The organism is Blastococcus litoris, assembly GCF_003075095.1.
Classification (GTDB): Bacteria; Actinomycetota; Actinomycetes; order Mycobacteriales; family Geodermatophilaceae; genus Blastococcus_B; species Blastococcus_B litoris.
In genome coordinates this window covers 36,350-52,221 of record NZ_QCZF01000009.1, presented here as the reverse complement: position 1 = coordinate 52,221, position 15,872 = coordinate 36,350, and the positions used below count along the sequence as shown (strand labels likewise).

The following is a 15,872-nucleotide window of genomic DNA, read 5'->3' as shown; positions in this document are numbered from 1 at the left end:
GTGTCTACGCCGAGGGTCTGACAGGACGTGTCTCCTCACAGGCGGACCGATCCGTCACACCCGCCCCGGCGGGCGCAGCACCCGCCGCATCGTCAGGTGGGCGATGCCCGCCTCGAGGTACTCGGGGCCCACCGCCGAGTAGCCGGCGCGCTCGTAGAAGCCGCGGGCGGTGACCTGCGCGTGCAGCTCCACGGCGGCCGCGCCCCGCCGCAGGGCCTCGTCCTGGAGCACGGCGAGGACGGCCGCTCCGTGCCCCCGGCCGCGGGCGGCCGCGTCGGTCGCCATGCGCCCGATCGCCGCCGTCCCGTCGTCCCGGAGCAGCAGCCGGCCCGTGGCGACGACGGCACCGCCGGCGTCCCGGGACACCCCGTGCACCGCCGTCGCGTCGGCGTCGTCCTGCTCGATCTCCGGCGGCACCCCCTGTTCGTCGACGAAGACGCGGGTGCGCAGGGCCACGATCTCCGCCCAGTCGGCCGGTTCCGCGATCCGGGCGGTCACGCCGTCCGCCCCGCCGGGAGCACCCGGGCCGGTACGAGCAGGAACCGGAGGTCGATGAGCGCGTGCAGCACGACCGGCAGCAGCAGCGACCCGGTGTCCAGATAGACGGCGGCCATGACCCCGCCCAGGACGCCGGTCGTGACGACCCCGACAGTGCCCTGGTACGCGTGGGCCAGCCCGAACGCGGCCGCGGCGACGACGACCAGCGCCGGGTCCGGCAGCCCGCCGGCCAGGGCGGCGACCACGGCGAGGAAGAAGCCCCGGTAGAGCCACTCCTCGCAGACCCCGGCGGTGAGGCCGACGAGGGTGAACAGCCGCCGCTCCCCGGTGGTGCGGGGCAGCAGGGCGAGCGTGGCGTGGCCGGGCGGCTCGCTGTGCCGTCCCTCGCCCGGCCGGCGCACGGGTGGCGCCTCGAGCAGGGCGCCGCCGCGGAGTGCCCGGGTGGACACCCAGACGAACAGCACCACGAGCACCACGACGACGGAGGTGAGCAGGCCCGGCCACCGCTGCGGCCACCGGAGCCCCACCGCGCCCGCATCGACGCCCGGGGCCGAGAGCCAGACGACGTAGGCGAGGACGGCCAGCCCCCACTCGAGCACCAGCAGCCGCCGGTAGAAGGAGCGGCGGGCCCCCGGGTCGCTGCGCAGCCGCCCCTCGAACCGGCGGTGCAGGACGTGCCCGACCAGCGGCTCGCCGACCACCAGGTACCCGGCGACGACGACGGCCGCGAGCGCGGCCGGGCCGAAGTCGCCCAGGGCCACCGGCAGGCCGGTCACGACGGGGCCGTTCAGGCCTCGGCGCGCAGGACGGCCAGCGCGCCGGCGAGGTCGGGCGGGTACTCGCTGGTGAACTCGACCCAGCGCCCGTCGGCGGGGTGCGGGAACCCCAGCCGGACGGCGTGCAGCCACTGGCGCGACACCCCCAGACGGGCCGCGAGCGTCGGGTCGGCACCGTAGGTCGTGTCGCCGACGCACGGGTGGCGCAGCGCGGAGAAGTGCACCCGGATCTGGTGGGTGCGCCCCGTCTCCAGCCTGATGTCGACCAGGCTCGCCGCCGGGAACGCCTCGACGACCTCGTAGTGGGTCACCGACGGACGCCCGCCCTGCACGACGGCGAACCGCCAGTCGTGCTTCGGGTGGCGGTCGATCGGCGCGTCGATGGTGCCCCGGGACGGGTCGGGGTGGCCCTGGACCAGGGCGTGGTAGCCCTTCTCGACCGTGCGCTGCTTGAACGCCGCCTTCAGCGCGGTGTAGGCGCGCTCGCTCTTGGCGACGACCATGACACCGGTGGTGGCGGCGTCGAGGCGGTGGACCACCCCCTGGCGCTCGGCGGCACCCGAGGTCGAGATCCGGTAGCCCGCGGCCGCGAGCCCGCCGATCACGGTCGGGCCGTCCCAGCCCGGGCTCGGGTGGGCCGCCACGCCGACCGGCTTGTCGACGACGACCAGGTCGTCGTCGTCGTGGAGGACGGTCATCCCGACGACCGGCTCGGGCGCCACCGGGTCGCCGGGCGGCGGCGGCAGCTCCACCTCGAGCCAGCTGCCCGCGCTCAGCCGGTCGCCCTTGCCCCGCACCCTGCCGTCGACGACGACGTTGCCGGCGTCGGCGACGTCGGCCGCCGCGGTCCGGGAGAGCCCGAAGAGCCGGGAGAGCGCCTGGTCGACCCGCTGCCCCTCGAGCCCGTCGGGCACCGGGAGCGCCCGGTGCATGCCGGCAGTGGAGGTCACGTCCCCATTGTGACCTGCGTGCGCGGCCGACCGGTTCAGGCGGGATCGGCCGCGGCGCTGTCCTTGGCCCGCGAGCCGTCGAACTCGATGCCGCGCAGGGCCAGCAGGGCCCCGAGGATCCCGCCGCAGACGATCGCGGAGTCGGCGACGTTGAACACCGGCCAGACGTTGCCGTCGGGGCCGAAGACGGAGAGGAAGTCGACCACTCCCCCGCGCAGGAAGCCGGGGTCGCGGAAGATCCGGTCGACCAGGTTGCCGAGCGCGCCGCCGAGGACCAGCCCGAGGGTCACCGCCCAGGCTGTGGAGAACAGCCGCCGTGCCGTGCGGACGATGACCACCGCGACCGCCACGGCGACGAGCGTGAACAGGACCGTGAACCCCTCGGCGAAGGAGAACGCCGCCCCGGTGTTGCGCAGGTTGGTGAGGTAGAGCGCGCCCCCGAGCAGCCGGATGTCCTCCCCCGGCTCGATGGTGGCGACCACGACCAGCTTGGTCACCAGGTCGGTCACGAGGACGGCGGCGGCCAGCGAGAGCAGCAGCCGCGTGCGGGGCCGGCGCGCGGGCGCCGGCGCTCCCACGGGTTCGGGCTGCTCGGTCACGCCGACGACGATAGCCGCGCGCGGCGGCGCCGAGGTCATCCGCCGGGCGCGAGCCACACCGCGGTGTCAGCCGGCAGCTCCGCGCCGCAGGGGCCGCTGGCGAGGAGCACCTCGCCCTGCCCGGCGAGGTCCACCGGCTCGGCGGCGAGGTTCACGACGCACCGGAACCGGGGTCCGCGGTCGAACGCGAGCACCCCTTCCGGGGCGTCGCGCCAGCTCATCCCGGTGCCCCGCAGCCGGCGGCGCAGCCGCAGCGCCGCCCGGTAGAGCGAGAGGGTCGAGCCCGGGTCGTCGTGCTGGGCCGCGGCCGTGAGGCGCGCCCACCCCGCGGGCTGCGGCAGCCAGGTGGCGGCACCGGTGGTGAACCCGAACGGTGGCCGGTCGCCCTCCCAGGGAAGGGGGACGCGGCAGCCGTCCCGTCCCCGCACGGTGCGCCCGGAGCGCTCCCACGTCGGGTCCTGCAGCGCCTCCTCCGGCAGGTCCTCCACCTCCGGCAGCCCCAGCTCCTCCCCCTGGTAGACGTAGGCGGAGCCGGGCAGGGCCAGGGTGAGCAGGGCGGCCGCCCGCGCCCGCCGCAGGCCGAGCTCGAGATCGGTCTCCGAGGCCGGCAGGGCGGCGCCCCCGAAGGCCGCGCCCGTCCACGCCCGGCCGAAGCGGGTCACGTGCCGGGTCTCGTCGTGGCTGGAGAACACCCACGTGGCCGGTGCGCCGACCGGCTCCAGCGCGGCCAGCGTGCTGTCGACCACCTGGCGCAGCGCGGCCGCGTCCCAGGGCGAGGTCAGGTAGTCGAAGTTGAAGGTGGTGTGCATCTCGTCGGGGCGGACGTAGCGGCTGAGCCGTTCGGGGCCGTTGACCACCGCCTCGGTCACGAACAGGCGGTCACCGCCGTAGGAGTCCCCGATCCGGCGCCAGCGCCGGAGGATGTCGTGCACTGCGTCGACGTCCCAGTGCGGGTTGCCCACCCAGTTCCGGGACTCGAACGCCGCCCCGGGGGCGTGCCCGGCGTCGGGCAGGCCCGGCGCCTTGGCCATCGCCGGTGCGGCGTCCACCCGCACGCCGTCGATCCCGCGGTCGAACCAGAAGCGCAGGATCGCGTCGAACTCGTCGGCCACCTGCGGGGTCGACCAGTCGAGGTCGGGCTGCTGCGGCGCGAACAGGTGCAGGTACCACTGCCCCGGGTGCCCGTCGGGCTCGGTGACGCGGGTCCACGCACCGCCACCGAAGGCGCTGACCCAGTCGTTGGGCGGCTCCGCTCCGCCGGCCCGGCCGTCGCGGAAGAAGTACCGCTCGCGCTCGGGCGAGCCCGGCCCCGCGGCCAGCGCCGCGGCGAACCACGGGTGCTGCTCGGAGGTGTGGTTGGCCACCAGGTCGACGATCACCCGCAGGCCGAGGGCGTGCGCCTCGGCCAGCAGCGCGTCGGCGTCGGCGAGCGTCCCGAAGCGCGGGTCGATGTCCCGGTAGTCGGCGACGTCGTACCCGCCGTCGGCCATCGGCGACGGGTACCAGGGGGTGATCCAGACGGCGTCGACGCCGAGGTCGGCCAGGTAGGGCAGCCGCCGGCGGAGGCCCCCGAGGTCGCCCATGCCGTCGCCGTCGGAGTCGGCGAAGCTGCGCAGGTAGACCTCGTAGACGACGGCGTCGCGCCACCACGGGACGCCGGGACCGGCGATCCCGGCGTCCGGCGCGCGGCTCAGGCGGCTCCGAGCGAGGTGGTCTCGCCCCGCGCCTCGTCGACCTGCTCCACCCGGTCCTGCGTGGCCATGCGCGTGAGCTCGGCGCCGGCTTCGGCGTCCCGGGTCAGGTTCTCGCCGGTCTGCGGGTCGAAGACGTGCACCTTGCGGGTGTCCAGCCAGAACTCCGCGTCGCGGCCCTCGCGGATCCTGCTGGTGGAGTCGATCGACACGATGGCCTGCGTGCGCAGCTCCTCGGAGTCCAGCTCGCGCGAGAGCTCGCGCAGCTGGGAGGTGACGGCCTCGGGCGCCTCGTAGGGGATGTAGGCGAACTGCGAGTCGCCCAGCCACTCGGTGACGTCGACGCGCGCGGTGAACGTCGACCCGTGCGGCCGCTTGGACTCCTCCACCAGCGTCGCGTCCTCGAAGTACTCGGGACGGATGCCGACCAGGACCAGGTCGCGGCCGGCGATCTGGCCGGCGCGCTTCTCGTCGAGCTCGATCGTGCCGAAGGGCATCTCCAGGGTGTTGCCCTTCGGCGTCGCCGGCAGGAAGTTCATCGGCGGGGAGCCGATGAAGCCGGCCACGAACAGGTTGACCGGCTGCTCGTAGAGCTCGCGCGGCGACGCGACCTGCTGGATCTTGCCCTTCCGCAGGACGCAGACCCGGTCGCCCAGCGTCATCGCCTCGGTCTGGTCGTGGGTGACGTAGACGGTGGTGATGCCCAGGCGCCGCTGCAGCCGGGAGATCTCCGTGCGCATCTGGCCGCGGAGCTTGGCGTCGAGGTTGGACAGCGGCTCGTCGAAGAGGAACGCCTCGGCCTGGCGGACGATCGCCCGGCCCATGGCGACGCGCTGGCGCTGACCGCCGGAGAGGTTGGCCGGCTTGCGCTCGAGGTGGTCCTTGAGCTCGAGGACGTCGGAGGCCTCGTTGACCCGGCGGCGCACCTCGTCATCCGGGGTCTTCGACAGCCGCAGCGGGAAGGCGATGTTCTCGAACACCGTCATGTGCGGGTACAGCGCGTAGTTCTGGAACACCATCGACAGGTTGCGGTCGCGGGGAGCCAGGTCGTTGACCCGCTTCCCCCCGATGATCATGTCGCCACTGGTGATGTCCTCGAGGCCGACGATCATCCGCAGCAGGGTCGACTTCCCGCAGCCGGACGGGCCGACCAGGATCATGAACTCGCCGTCGGCGATGTCCAGGCTGACGTCGTTCACGGCGGGGAAACCGTCCCCGTACTGCTTGACGATGTTGCGCATCTCGATGGAGGCCATCGGTTCGTCCCCTTCGGTGGGTGGGTCGGAAACGGAGTCGGGAACGGTCAGCCCTTGACGGCGCCGTTGGTGAGGCCGGCGACGATGCGCCGCTGGAAGAGCAGGACGAGGACGACCACGGGGACCGTCACGATCAGCGCGGCCGCGGCGATGGCGCCCGTCGGGTCCTCGAACTGCGACGCACCGCTGAACAGGCCCAGCGCTGCGGGCACCGGCCGGGCCGCCTCGGTCGAGGTCAGGACGATGCCGTAGACGAAGTCGTTCCAGGCGATGAAGAACGCGATGATCGCCGTGGTGAACACCCCCGGCGCGGCCAGCGGCACGATCACCTTGCGGAACGCCTGCCAGGTGGTGGCGCCGTCCACCTGGGCGGCCTGCTCCATCTCCCACGGGATCTCGCGGAAGAACGCCGACATCGTCCAGATCGAGATCGGCAGGGTCAGCGACAGGTACGGGAGGATCAGCCCGAGCCAGGTGTCGTAGAGGCCGATCTGGCGCCACACGTTGAACAGCGGCGTCACGATCGAGATGACCGGGAAGATCGCCACCGCGAGCGCCGTGGACAGGATCAGCCGCTTGCCCGGGAAATCGAGCCGGGCGATGGCGTAGGCGGCGAACATGGCGAGCAGGCAGCTGATGGCCGTCGCGATGAGGCAGATGCCGAAGGAGTTGCGCAGCGCGGGCAGGAACAGATCGCTGGCGCTACCGGTGAGGATGTCCTCGTAGTTGCTCCACGAGACGTTGGTCGGCAGGAACTGCCCGTTGGCGATGTCCGACGGCGCCTTGAGCGAGATCGAGATGATCCACGCGATCGGGAAGAGCGCGTAGAGCACGATGACCACGCCGCCGATCCACCACAGGACCTTCTTCCGAGTGGACACCGGTCACTCCCCCCGCGCCGAAGACAGGTCGACCTTGAAGCCCTTGATGAAGCCCAGGGCTATGAGCACCACGGTGATGAACAGCAGCACCGAGACCGCCGACCCCAGCCCGATCTCCAACCGGGCGATGGTCTGCCGGTAGGCCAGGAACGAGACCGACTCGGTGCCGTTCGCGCCGGCGGTCATGATGAAGATGCTGTCGAAGACGCGGAACGCATCCAGGGTGCGGAAGAGCAGGGCGACCATGATCGCCGCCTTCATGTTCGGGATGGTCACCCGCCACAGCCGCTGCCACCACGTCGCCCCGTCGACCTGGGCCGCCTCCTGCAGCACCTCGGGCACCTGCGCCAAGCCCGCCAGGAGCAGGAGCGAGATGAACGGCGTGGTCTTCCAGATCTCGGCCAGGCAGATGACGAGGATCGACGTGCCGAACGAGCCGAACCAGTCGGTGTCGGCCGACACCCCCGGTAGCCAGGCGAACCAGCTGTTCACGAAGCCGGTGTTGATGTCGAAGGCGAACTGCCAGGCGAAGGCCGACACCACGGTGATGACGGCGTACGGGATGAGGATCGCCGCCCGGAGGATCGGCCGGATGGAGCTGAGCGCCTTGGCCATGACCATCGCGAGAGCGAAGCCGAGGACGAGCTCCACCGCGACGGTGACCACGGTGATCAGCACGGTGACCCAGATCGACTGCCACCACAGGGGGTCGCTGAGGATGACGCCGTAGTTGGTCAGCCCGTTGAACTCGCGGTTGTCCGGGTCCGTGAGCCGGTAGGAGAACAGCGACTCGTAGACCGCCTGCAGGATCGGGTAGGCGGTGACCGCCAGCATGACGATGAACGCCGGCCCGGCCAGCAGCCAGCCGAGCTTGCGCTCGCTGCGCGCGCGGTCGCTGATCGTGCCCTTGGGTGCCGAGACCGGTGTGGTCTTCTCGGTGGGGGGAAGGGTCGTCGTACTCACAGCAGCTGCTCCCCTGCCAGGACGGCGGTGATCAGGTCGGCGGCCTGCGTGCCGACGGTCTGCGGATCGATCGAGCTCGCCGGGTGGTACTCGCGCTGGAGCGCGCCGGAGACCTCGCTGTAGTAGACGGTCTGCGGTCGCGGCGCCGCGGCCTCGAGGGACTCGCGGATGACCGGCGCCTGCGGGAAGACGTCGATCACCTCGGGGTCGTCGTACACGGAGGCCTTGGACGCCGGGTTGCCGTTGGTCGTGAAGTAGTACGCCTGGTTCTCCTCCGAGACGATGCACTCGGCGGCCTCGTAGGCGGCGTCGACGTTCCGGCTGAAGGCCCCGACGACGAGGTTGATCCCGCCGTAGGGGGGCGCGCTCGGCTCGTCCTCGAGCACCCGCGGGTACAGCGCCCACCCGTAGTCGTCGGGGACCGACTGGTCGAGCGTGCCGGCCTCGACCGCCGCCAGGGCACGACCCCAGACGAACGGCCAGTTCACCATGAAGGCGGCGTCGCCCTCCTCGAAGTCGGTGACGTTGGCGTCCTCACCGGCCGTCGAGAAGGCGGGCCCGCCCACGGTGCTCACCGACTTCATGACCTCGGCGGCCGCCACCGCGGCGTCGGACTCGAGACCGAGCTGGATGTCGGCCGGGTCGTCGGCGGTCTCCTCGATGATGGAACCGCCCGCCGACTCGATGAGCGCGTTGAGCCACACGGTCAGGGCCTCGGCACGGATGCCCTGGGCCGCGATCGTGGTGTCCTGCTCCTCGGCGGCCTGCACGAGCTGGTCCCACGTGACCGGCTCGTTCTCCGGGTCCAACCCGGCCGCCTCGGCGACCGACTTCTTGTACCAGAGCAGCTGGGTGTTGGCCCAGAACGGGACGGCCACCAGCTCGTCGTTCCAGGTGGACCCGTCGATGGCGCTCTGGACGACGCCCTCGGTCACCCGCTCCGCGACGTCCTCCGGCACCGGGGCCAGGAAGCCGGCCTGCGCGAACTCGGGGATGTAGGGCGGATCGAGGCTGATCAGGTCGATGGAGTCGTCCTCGGCGGCCAGCCGTCGGACGAGCTGCTCGCGCTGCTGGGCCGACTCGCGGGGCAGCTGGGCGGTGCTGATCGTGTACGCGCCGCCGGCCTCCTCGGTGCACCGGCTGGCGATCTCCGCCTGTCCGCCGGAGTCGGGGTTGATGTACCACGTCAGCGAGGACGCGCCGCCGCTGTCGCCGCCGCACGCGGCGAGCGTCCCCGCGGTGACGAGAAGGACCGCGGCGCCCGCCACGCCTCGCCTCCGAGACCTCCCCCCGGCACTCCGGTGGGTGGTCGACCCGGGGCTGGGTCGTCCGTGGCCAGCAGGTTTCTGCATCGGTCATCGCCTCCGTTGGCGCGACAGCGACGGGTGGTCACCGCGATCTTCGGAGCGTGGTGCAGCTCACAGGGGGTGTCAATTCGAAGCGATGCGGATCCGCCGGATCGGGACCTGACCGAGACGTGCCCGCGTGTCGCTCCGGCGCGTCGCGCCGCTCAGGCGTCCGGGGTGAGCCCGGCGATCACCGACGGCGTGGTGACCTCCTTGGGCGTCTGCGGCAGGACGTTGTCGACGTAGGACCGGGCGGCCGCCGCCGTCCCCACGTCTCGCTTGGCCTTCTCCGACAGGAACCAGCGGTGCTCGAGCACCTCGTGGAACACCTCGGCCGGTGCCAGCCGGCCGGCCAGCTCCGGCGGGATCGACTCCACGACCGGCTGGTAGACCTCGGCCAGCCACCGGTGGGCCGCCAGGGACTCCGCGACCGGCTTCCCGGACTTCTGCTCCAGCCAGGCGCGGTAGGCGACGATGTCGTTGAGCAGCCGGCGCGCCTGGCGTTCCTGCACCTCGAGCCCGGTGAGCCGGAGCAGCTCCCGGCGGTGCTGGCCGGGCTCGGCCACCCGCGTCTCCACGCGCAGCTTGGCCCCCTCCGGCGAGGTGATGAGCTCCACCTCGCCGACGTCGAACCCCAGGTCGTTGAGGCGCTGCAGCCGCTCGGCGATCCGCCACTGCTGCTCGTCGACGCCGAAGACCTGCTCGTGGGTGACCTCGTCCCAGAGCGCCTCGTACCGGGCCGGCAGCCCCTCGGCGGTGGCGATCGGGTCGATGCCCTCGGGGAGCAGCCCGCCGAACTGGAGGTCGAGCAGCTCCGCCCCGACCCGCTCGCGCGCCAGGTCGACGTCGTAGGCCCGCTGGCCCGGCGAGAGCGTGGGGTAGCGCTCGGCGGTCTCCGCGTCGACCAGGTAGGCCGCCAGCGCGCCGGCGTCGGGGCGGAAGAGGGTGTTGGACAGCGAGCAGTCGCCCCAGAAGACGCCGGCCAGGTGCAGCCGGACGAGCAGCTCGACCATCGTGTCGAGCAGCCGCTCGGCCGAGTGCCCGGCACGGGGGCTGGAGAACAGCCAGCGGTAGGACATCGAGTACTCGAGGTACCGGGTGACCAGGATGGCCTCCTGGTCGTCGGGCCGGTCGACGCAGATGCCCAGCACCGAGACCGTCGGCAGCCCCTCCTCCTCGAACTCGCCGAGCAGCGCGTACTCGTGGCGGGCGAGGCGCTCGTTGATCTCCTTGAGCGCGAAGACGTGGCCGCCGCTCGCGGCGAAGCGGACGACGTGCCGCGAGATGCCGCGCTGGGGCACCTCCATGAGCAGGCCTGCGTCCCACTCGGCCAGCGGCCGGTCCCAGGGCAGGCTGAGCAGCCCCGTGGCCTCGGCGGCCGGGGGACGGAAGAGGAACCGCATGGCGCGCTCCTGACCCGTGGACGGCGCCGTCCACCCCGCGTCCACGATGCCAGAGACGCCGGTGACGTGGTGGAACGGCCCTCCTGCAGGGGCCCGCCACGAGCTCGCGAGTGGTGGGCCCCTGCAGGAGGGTCCTCCGATCAGTCGGCCCCCGTCGCGCGGCCGTCCTCACCGCGCCAGGTGGCCAGCCGACCGGCCCGGCTGACCGCGCGCAGCCGCCGCTCCGCCTCGGGGCGGGAGCGCCGGGCCGACACCAGGAGCGCCTGGTCCCCGCGCATCAGCCGGGTGGACGGGTCGGGCACGAACGAGCGGCCCTCGCGGACGATGAGGACGACGGCGGCGTCCTCGGGGAGGCGCAGCTCGGGCAGGTAGACGCCGTGCAGCCGCGACCCCGGCGGCACCGTCAGCTGCATCAGGTCGGCCTCCAGCTCCTCCAGCGGCGCCGACTCGACCTCGACGTCGCGCGGGGTGACCGGTGCGGCGATGCGCAGCCGGCGGGCCACCCAGGGCAGGGACCACCCCTGGACCAGCGTGAAGACGACGACCAGCACGAAGACGGTGTCGAAGATGACCGTGGCGCCCGGGACGTCGAGGGTGAGCGGGAAGGTGGCCAGCACGATGGGGACCGCCCCCCGCAGCCCCGCCCAGGACACGAACGCCTGCTGCGCCCAGGGCATGCGGAACCACAGCAGGCTGACCACCACCGACATCGGGCGGGCGACCAGCAGCAGCACGCCGCCGACCACGAGCGCCGGCCCCAGCGCGCCGAGCAGCCGCTCCGGCGACGCCAGCAGACCCAGCAGCACGAACAGCCCGATCTGCGCCAGCGACGCCATGCCCTCGGCGAACCCGATGCTGGCCGACCGGTGCGGGAGCGCGGCGTTGCCGAGGACCACCCCGCACAGGTAGACGGCGACGAAGCCGGAGGTGTGCAGGAGCGACGCCGTGGCGAAGGCCAGGACGCAGAGGGCGAGCATGGCCAGCGGGTAGAAGCCGGCCAGCGGGAGCGCGACCCGGCGGAGCAGCTCTGCGCCGGCGACACCGATGAGGACGCCGATCGCCGCGCCGCCGGCCAGCTCGGCGACGACCTCGAGCGCGATCAGCCACCAGGCGTGCTCGGCGGCCTCGGTGAGCTCCGCGGCGATCGCGGTGACCAGCAGGATGGCGGGGGCGTCGTTGAGGCCGCTCTCCGCCTCGATGGAGGCGGCGAGGCGGCGGGGCAGCGGCAGCCGGCGCAGGGCCGCGAAGACGGCGGCGGCGTCGGTCGAGCTGAGGACGGCGGCGAGCAGCAGCGCGAATCCCCACGACACGTCGAGCAGGGCGACGGTGACCGACGCCGTGACGGCCACGCTGACCACGACCCCGACGGTCGCGAGGGAGATCCCGGGCCCGATCGCCCGGCGCACGTCCGCCCAGCGGGTGGTCAGCCCGCCCTCGGCCAGGATGATCACGAGCGCGGCGACGCCGAGGGTCTGGGTCAGCTCGGCGTCCTCGAACTGCACCCCCAGGCCGCTCTCGCCCAGCGCCAGGCCGAGCGCGAGGTACAGCAGGAGGCTGGGCAGTCCGACGCGGTCGGCCAGTCGCAACGCGACCGCGGCGACGAGCACGACGAGCGCCCCGACGGCGAGGGCGACGGTGACTGTGGTGTTCACCAGGCACCGTCCACGGCGACAGTGTCCCGTACGGGTGCGCCCCACCCGTTCCCCGACGGGCCCGCATCCGGACGCGCCCGCAACCGGTTTGGCGGGTCGGGGAGAATGGTGGCGTGAGTTCTCCCTCCCCCGCCGGTCCCTTCGCCGCGCTCCCCCCGCAGGTCGACCTGCCGGCCGTGGAGCAGCGGATCCTGCAGCGCTGGGAGGAGGGCAAGGTCTTCGACCGGACGCTCGAGGCGTCCGCGGGCAAGCCGCAGTGGGTCTTCTACGAGGGGCCGCCCACCGCCAACGGCCGTCCCGGCACCCACCACATCGAGGCGCGCGCCTTCAAGGACGTCTTCCCCCGCTTCAAGACGATGCAGGGCTACCACGTGCCGCGCCGCGCGGGCTGGGACTGCCACGGCCTGCCGGTCGAGATCGCCGTCGAGCAGGAGCTCGGGTTCGCCGGGAAGCCCGACATCGAGCGGTACGGCATCGCCGAGTTCAACGCCCGGTGCCGCGAGTCGGTCGAGCGGCACGTGGACGCGTTCTCCGACCTCACCCGGCGCATGGGCTACTGGGTGGACATGTCCACGGCCTACTGGACCATGGACCCGGCCTACATCGAGAGCGTCTGGTGGTCGCTCAAGCAGATCTTCGAGAAGGGGCTGCTCGTCGAGGACCACCGCGTCGCGCCCTACTGCCCGCGCTGCGGGACGGGCCTGTCCGACCACGAGGTCGCCCAGGGCTACGAGACGCTGACCGACCCGTCGGTCTACGTCCGGCTCCCGGTCACCGACGGCGAGTGGGCCGGCAAGGCCGACCTGCTGGTCTGGACGACGACGCCCTGGACGCTGCCGTCCAACACCGCGGTCGCCGTGCACCCCGACGTCACCTACCTGGTGGCGCGGACCGACGCGGGGACGTTCGTCGTCGCCGAGCCGCTGCTGACCGCCGTCCTCGGTGAGGACGCCGAGGTGCTGGCGCGCACGACCGGCCGCGACTGGGAGCGGGTGCACTACCAGCGGCCCTTCGAGCTGGTGGAGTTCCCCGAGGGAGACGCCCACTACGTCGTCCTCGCCGACTACGTCACCACCGACGACGGCACGGGGCTGGTGCACCAGTCCCCCGCGTTCGGCGCCGAGGACCTCGCGGTCTGCCGGGGCTACGGGCTGCCCGTGGTCAACCCGATCGACCCGTCCGGGCACTTCCTGCCCGAGGTCCCGCTGGTCGGCGGGCACTTCTTCAAGGCGGCCGACGCCGCCCTCGTCGAGGACCTGGAGAACCGTGGCGTCCTCTTCCGGGAGCTGCGGTACGAGCACAGCTACCCGCACTGCTGGCGCTGCCACACGCCGCTCATGTACTACGCGCAGCCGTCCTGGTACATCCGGACGAGCCAGATCAAGGACCAGCTGCTCGCCGAGAACGAGAAGACCAACTGGTACCCGGAGAGCATCAAGACCGGCCGCTACGGCGACTGGCTGCACAACAACGTGGACTGGGCGCTGTCCCGCGACCGCTACTGGGGCACCCCGCTGCCGATCTGGCGCAACGACGCGGACCCGCAGCGGCTGGTCGCCGTCGGGTCGCTGGCCGAGCTCTCCGAGCTGACCGGCCGCGACCTGTCCGACGTCGACCCGCACCGGCCGTTCATCGACGACGTCACCTTCACGCTGCCCGGCGAGGAGGGCACGTTCCGGCGGGTCCGCCAGGTCATCGACGCCTGGTACGACTCCGGCTCCATGCCCTTCGCCCAGTGGGGCGCGCCGCACCGCAACCGGGCGGAGTTCGAGGCGAGCTACCCCGCGCAGTTCATCGCCGAGGCGATCGACCAGACCCGCGGCTGGTTCTACACGCTGATGGCGGTCGGCACCCTCGTGTTCGAGAAGAGCTCGTACGAGAACGTGCTGTGCCTCGGCCACATCCTCGCCGAGGACGGCCGCAAGATGAGCAAGCACCTGGGCAACATCCTCGAGCCGATCCCGCTGATGGACCGGCACGGCGCCGACGCCGTCCGCTGGTTCATGCTGGCCGGCGGCTCGCCGTGGTCGGCGCGCCGGGTCGGGCACGAGACGCTGTCCGAGGTCGTCCGGAAGGTGCTGCTCACCTACTGGAACACCGCGAGCTTCTTCACCCTGTACGCGTCGGCCAACGCATGGGACCCGGCGGCCTCCCCGGCCCCGCCGGCCGCCGAGCGGCCGCTGCTGGACCGGTGGGCCCTGGCCGAGCTGGCGGCGGTCACCGACGGCGTCACGACCGCGCTGGAGGACTTCGACACCCAGGGCGCCGGGCGGCTCATCGCGCAGTTCGTCGACGACCTGTCCAACTGGTACGTCCGCCGGTCGCGGCGCCGGTTCTGGGACGGCGACCCGGCCGCGCTGGGCACCCTGCACGAGGTGCTCGACGGGCTGACCCGCCTCATGGCGCCGTTCACCCCGTTCGTCACGGAGGAGGTCTGGACGCGCGCGGTGCTCCCGGGCCTCGCCGCGGGCGCGCCGGACTCCGTGCACCTGGCCGCGTGGCCGCAGGTGGACACCGGGGCCCGGGACGACGCCCTGGTGGCGCAGGTCGACCTGGTCCGCCGGCTCGTCGAGCTGGGCCGGTCCGCGCGCACCTCGGCCAAGGTGCGCACGCGCCAGCCGCTGGCCCGCGCCGTCGTGGCGGCGCCCGGCTGGACGTCGCTGCCCCGCGACCTCGTCGCCGAGGTGGCCGACGAGCTGAACGTGGCCGAGCTCGCGGAGCTGTCGGCGGTCGGCGAGCTGGTCGACGTCAGCCTCAAGGTGGACTTCCGCGCCGTGGGCCGCCGGCTGGGCAAGCAGGTGCAGGCGGTGGCCACGGCGGTCGCGGCGGCCGACGCCGCGGAGCTGACCGCCGCCTACCGCGCCGGTACCGCCGCGGTCGAGGTCGACGGGACGCGGGTGGCGCTGGAGGAGGGCGACCTGGTCGTCACCGAGACGCCACGGGAGGGCTGGACGGTCGCCAGCGGCGGTGGGCTCACCGTGGCCCTGGACCTCACGCTGACCCCGGAGCTCGAGCGCGCCGGCCTGGTCCGCGAGGTGGTCCGGCTGGTGCAGGAGGCGCGCAAGTCCAGCGGCCTGGAGGTCAGCGACCGGATCGCGCTCTGGTGGACCGCCGACGGCGACGGCGCAGCTCGGATCCGCACGGCGCTCACCGAGCACGGCGACCAGGTCGCCGGGGAGGTGCTCGCCTCCGCGGTCCACGCGGGCACCGCCGGCGAGGGTGCCGGGTTCGACGGCCCCGAGGGCCTGCGCTTCTGGGTGGCGCGGAGCTAACCCGCCGCCTTCGCATCGCGCGCCCGCTGGGCGAGGTTGCGGTCGGGCGCGCAGACGGCGCACGGCGTGAAGCCGTCGGTCCGCGCCTCGTCCAGCGGCAGCGGGATGGGTGTGTGCCCGGCCAGGTAGCGGCAGCCGGCCAGGTGGTAGCGCGGGTGCTCGTCGACCACGAGCACCTCGTCCTTGAGGTCGACCACGATGAGCAGGTCGGTGACCTCCACCTCCTCGACCGGCGGGTCCCCGGCCTCGGCGACCGGCTCCTCGACCGCGGTCTCGGCCGCCGACGCGGCCGTGGCCCCGGCTGCCGCTCCCGCGGTCTCGCCCTCGTCCGCCGCGGGCGCCGTCGTCGTGCCGGCCGTCGTGCGCTCGGCCGGCGGCGGCCCGGGGGCTGCGGGCGCCTTCGCCGGGGCGGTGGCGATCTGCCGCCGGGCGAGGAGCAGCAGCACCGCCGCCACCACGCAGGCGGCGACGCAGCCCCAGTAGAGCGCGGTCACCCCGGTGAGCACGCCTCCGACGAAGAGCCCGAGGCCCGCGAGCACGAGCAGGCCGGCAGCCAAGATCACGGGTGCGACTGTAGGGCGGATC

13 protein-coding genes are annotated in these 15,872 nt (G+C 73.2%); 1 reads left to right on the top strand and 12 read right to left on the bottom strand.

The annotated features are described in order from the left end of the window. Positions 1 to 54 precede the first annotated feature (54 nt). From DCS98_RS18100 to DCS98_RS18050, 11 genes are all read right to left on the bottom strand, one after another. A complete protein-coding gene (locus tag DCS98_RS18100) occupies positions 55 to 498 on the bottom strand; it encodes a GNAT family N-acetyltransferase (protein ID WP_116452793.1) in 444 nt (147 codons plus the stop codon). After that, positions 495 to 1,274, bottom strand: a complete 780-nt coding sequence (locus tag DCS98_RS18095; protein ID WP_116452792.1) for a CPBP family glutamic-type intramembrane protease — start codon at positions 1,272 to 1,274, stop codon at positions 495 to 497. Before DCS98_RS18095 ends, DCS98_RS18100 begins: the two co-directional genes overlap by 4 nt. 11 nt (positions 1,275 to 1,285) lie before the next feature. Continuing rightward, positions 1,286 to 2,224, bottom strand: a complete 939-nt coding sequence (locus DCS98_RS18090; protein ID WP_241038307.1) for an RluA family pseudouridine synthase — start codon at positions 2,222 to 2,224, stop codon at positions 1,286 to 1,288. Positions 2,225 to 2,259: 35 nt separating this feature from the next. Next, positions 2,260 to 2,823, bottom strand: a complete 564-nt coding sequence (gene lspA, locus DCS98_RS18085; RefSeq protein WP_116452914.1) for a signal peptidase II — start codon at positions 2,821 to 2,823, stop codon at positions 2,260 to 2,262. A 35-nt stretch (positions 2,824 to 2,858) separates the two neighbouring features. Then, positions 2,859 to 4,493: a glycoside hydrolase family 13 protein gene (locus DCS98_RS18080; protein WP_476727146.1), complete on the bottom strand. Its 1,635-nt coding sequence runs from the start codon at positions 4,491 to 4,493 to the stop codon at positions 2,859 to 2,861. Positions 4,494 to 4,513: 20 nt separating this feature from the next. Then, a complete protein-coding gene (locus DCS98_RS18075; protein WP_116452789.1) occupies positions 4,514 to 5,770 on the bottom strand; it encodes an ABC transporter ATP-binding protein in 1,257 nt (418 codons plus the stop codon). A gap of 47 nt (positions 5,771 to 5,817) precedes the next feature. Beyond that, positions 5,818 to 6,651 carry a carbohydrate ABC transporter permease gene (locus DCS98_RS18070; protein ID WP_116452788.1) on the bottom strand — a complete coding sequence of 278 codons (834 nt, stop codon included), beginning with the start codon at positions 6,649 to 6,651 and terminating at the stop codon, positions 5,818 to 5,820. 3 nt (positions 6,652 to 6,654) lie between these two features. Further along, a complete protein-coding gene (locus DCS98_RS18065; protein ID WP_116452787.1) occupies positions 6,655 to 7,614 on the bottom strand; it encodes a carbohydrate ABC transporter permease in 960 nt (319 codons plus the stop codon). Further along, on the bottom strand, positions 7,611 to 8,882 hold the full coding sequence (locus DCS98_RS18060; protein ID WP_241038305.1) for an extracellular solute-binding protein: 1,272 nt from the start codon (positions 8,880 to 8,882) through the stop codon (positions 7,611 to 7,613). Before DCS98_RS18060 ends, DCS98_RS18065 begins: the two co-directional genes overlap by 4 nt. A 242-nt stretch (positions 8,883 to 9,124) precedes the next feature. Next, complete coding sequence (locus DCS98_RS18055; protein ID WP_116452785.1) at positions 9,125 to 10,363, bottom strand: DUF4032 domain-containing protein; 1,239 nt, start codon at positions 10,361 to 10,363, stop codon at positions 9,125 to 9,127. 140 nt (positions 10,364 to 10,503) lie between these two features. Further along, positions 10,504 to 12,015 carry a potassium/proton antiporter gene (locus tag DCS98_RS18050; protein ID WP_116452784.1) on the bottom strand — a complete coding sequence of 504 codons (1,512 nt, stop codon included), beginning with the start codon at positions 12,013 to 12,015 and terminating at the stop codon, positions 10,504 to 10,506. A 113-nt stretch (positions 12,016 to 12,128) separates the two neighbouring features. Here DCS98_RS18050 and ileS point away from each other — a divergent pair, with 113 nt between their 5' ends. Beyond that, positions 12,129 to 15,287, top strand: coding sequence for an isoleucine--tRNA ligase (gene ileS, locus DCS98_RS18045; RefSeq protein ID WP_116452783.1), 3,159 nt, complete (start codon positions 12,129 to 12,131; stop codon positions 15,285 to 15,287). Here ileS and DCS98_RS18040 read toward each other — a convergent pair. After that, positions 15,284 to 15,850 carry a hypothetical protein gene (locus DCS98_RS18040; protein WP_116452782.1) on the bottom strand — a complete coding sequence of 189 codons (567 nt, stop codon included), beginning with the start codon at positions 15,848 to 15,850 and terminating at the stop codon, positions 15,284 to 15,286. The genes ileS and DCS98_RS18040 overlap by 4 nt on opposite strands. Positions 15,851 to 15,872: the final 22 nt, after the last annotated feature.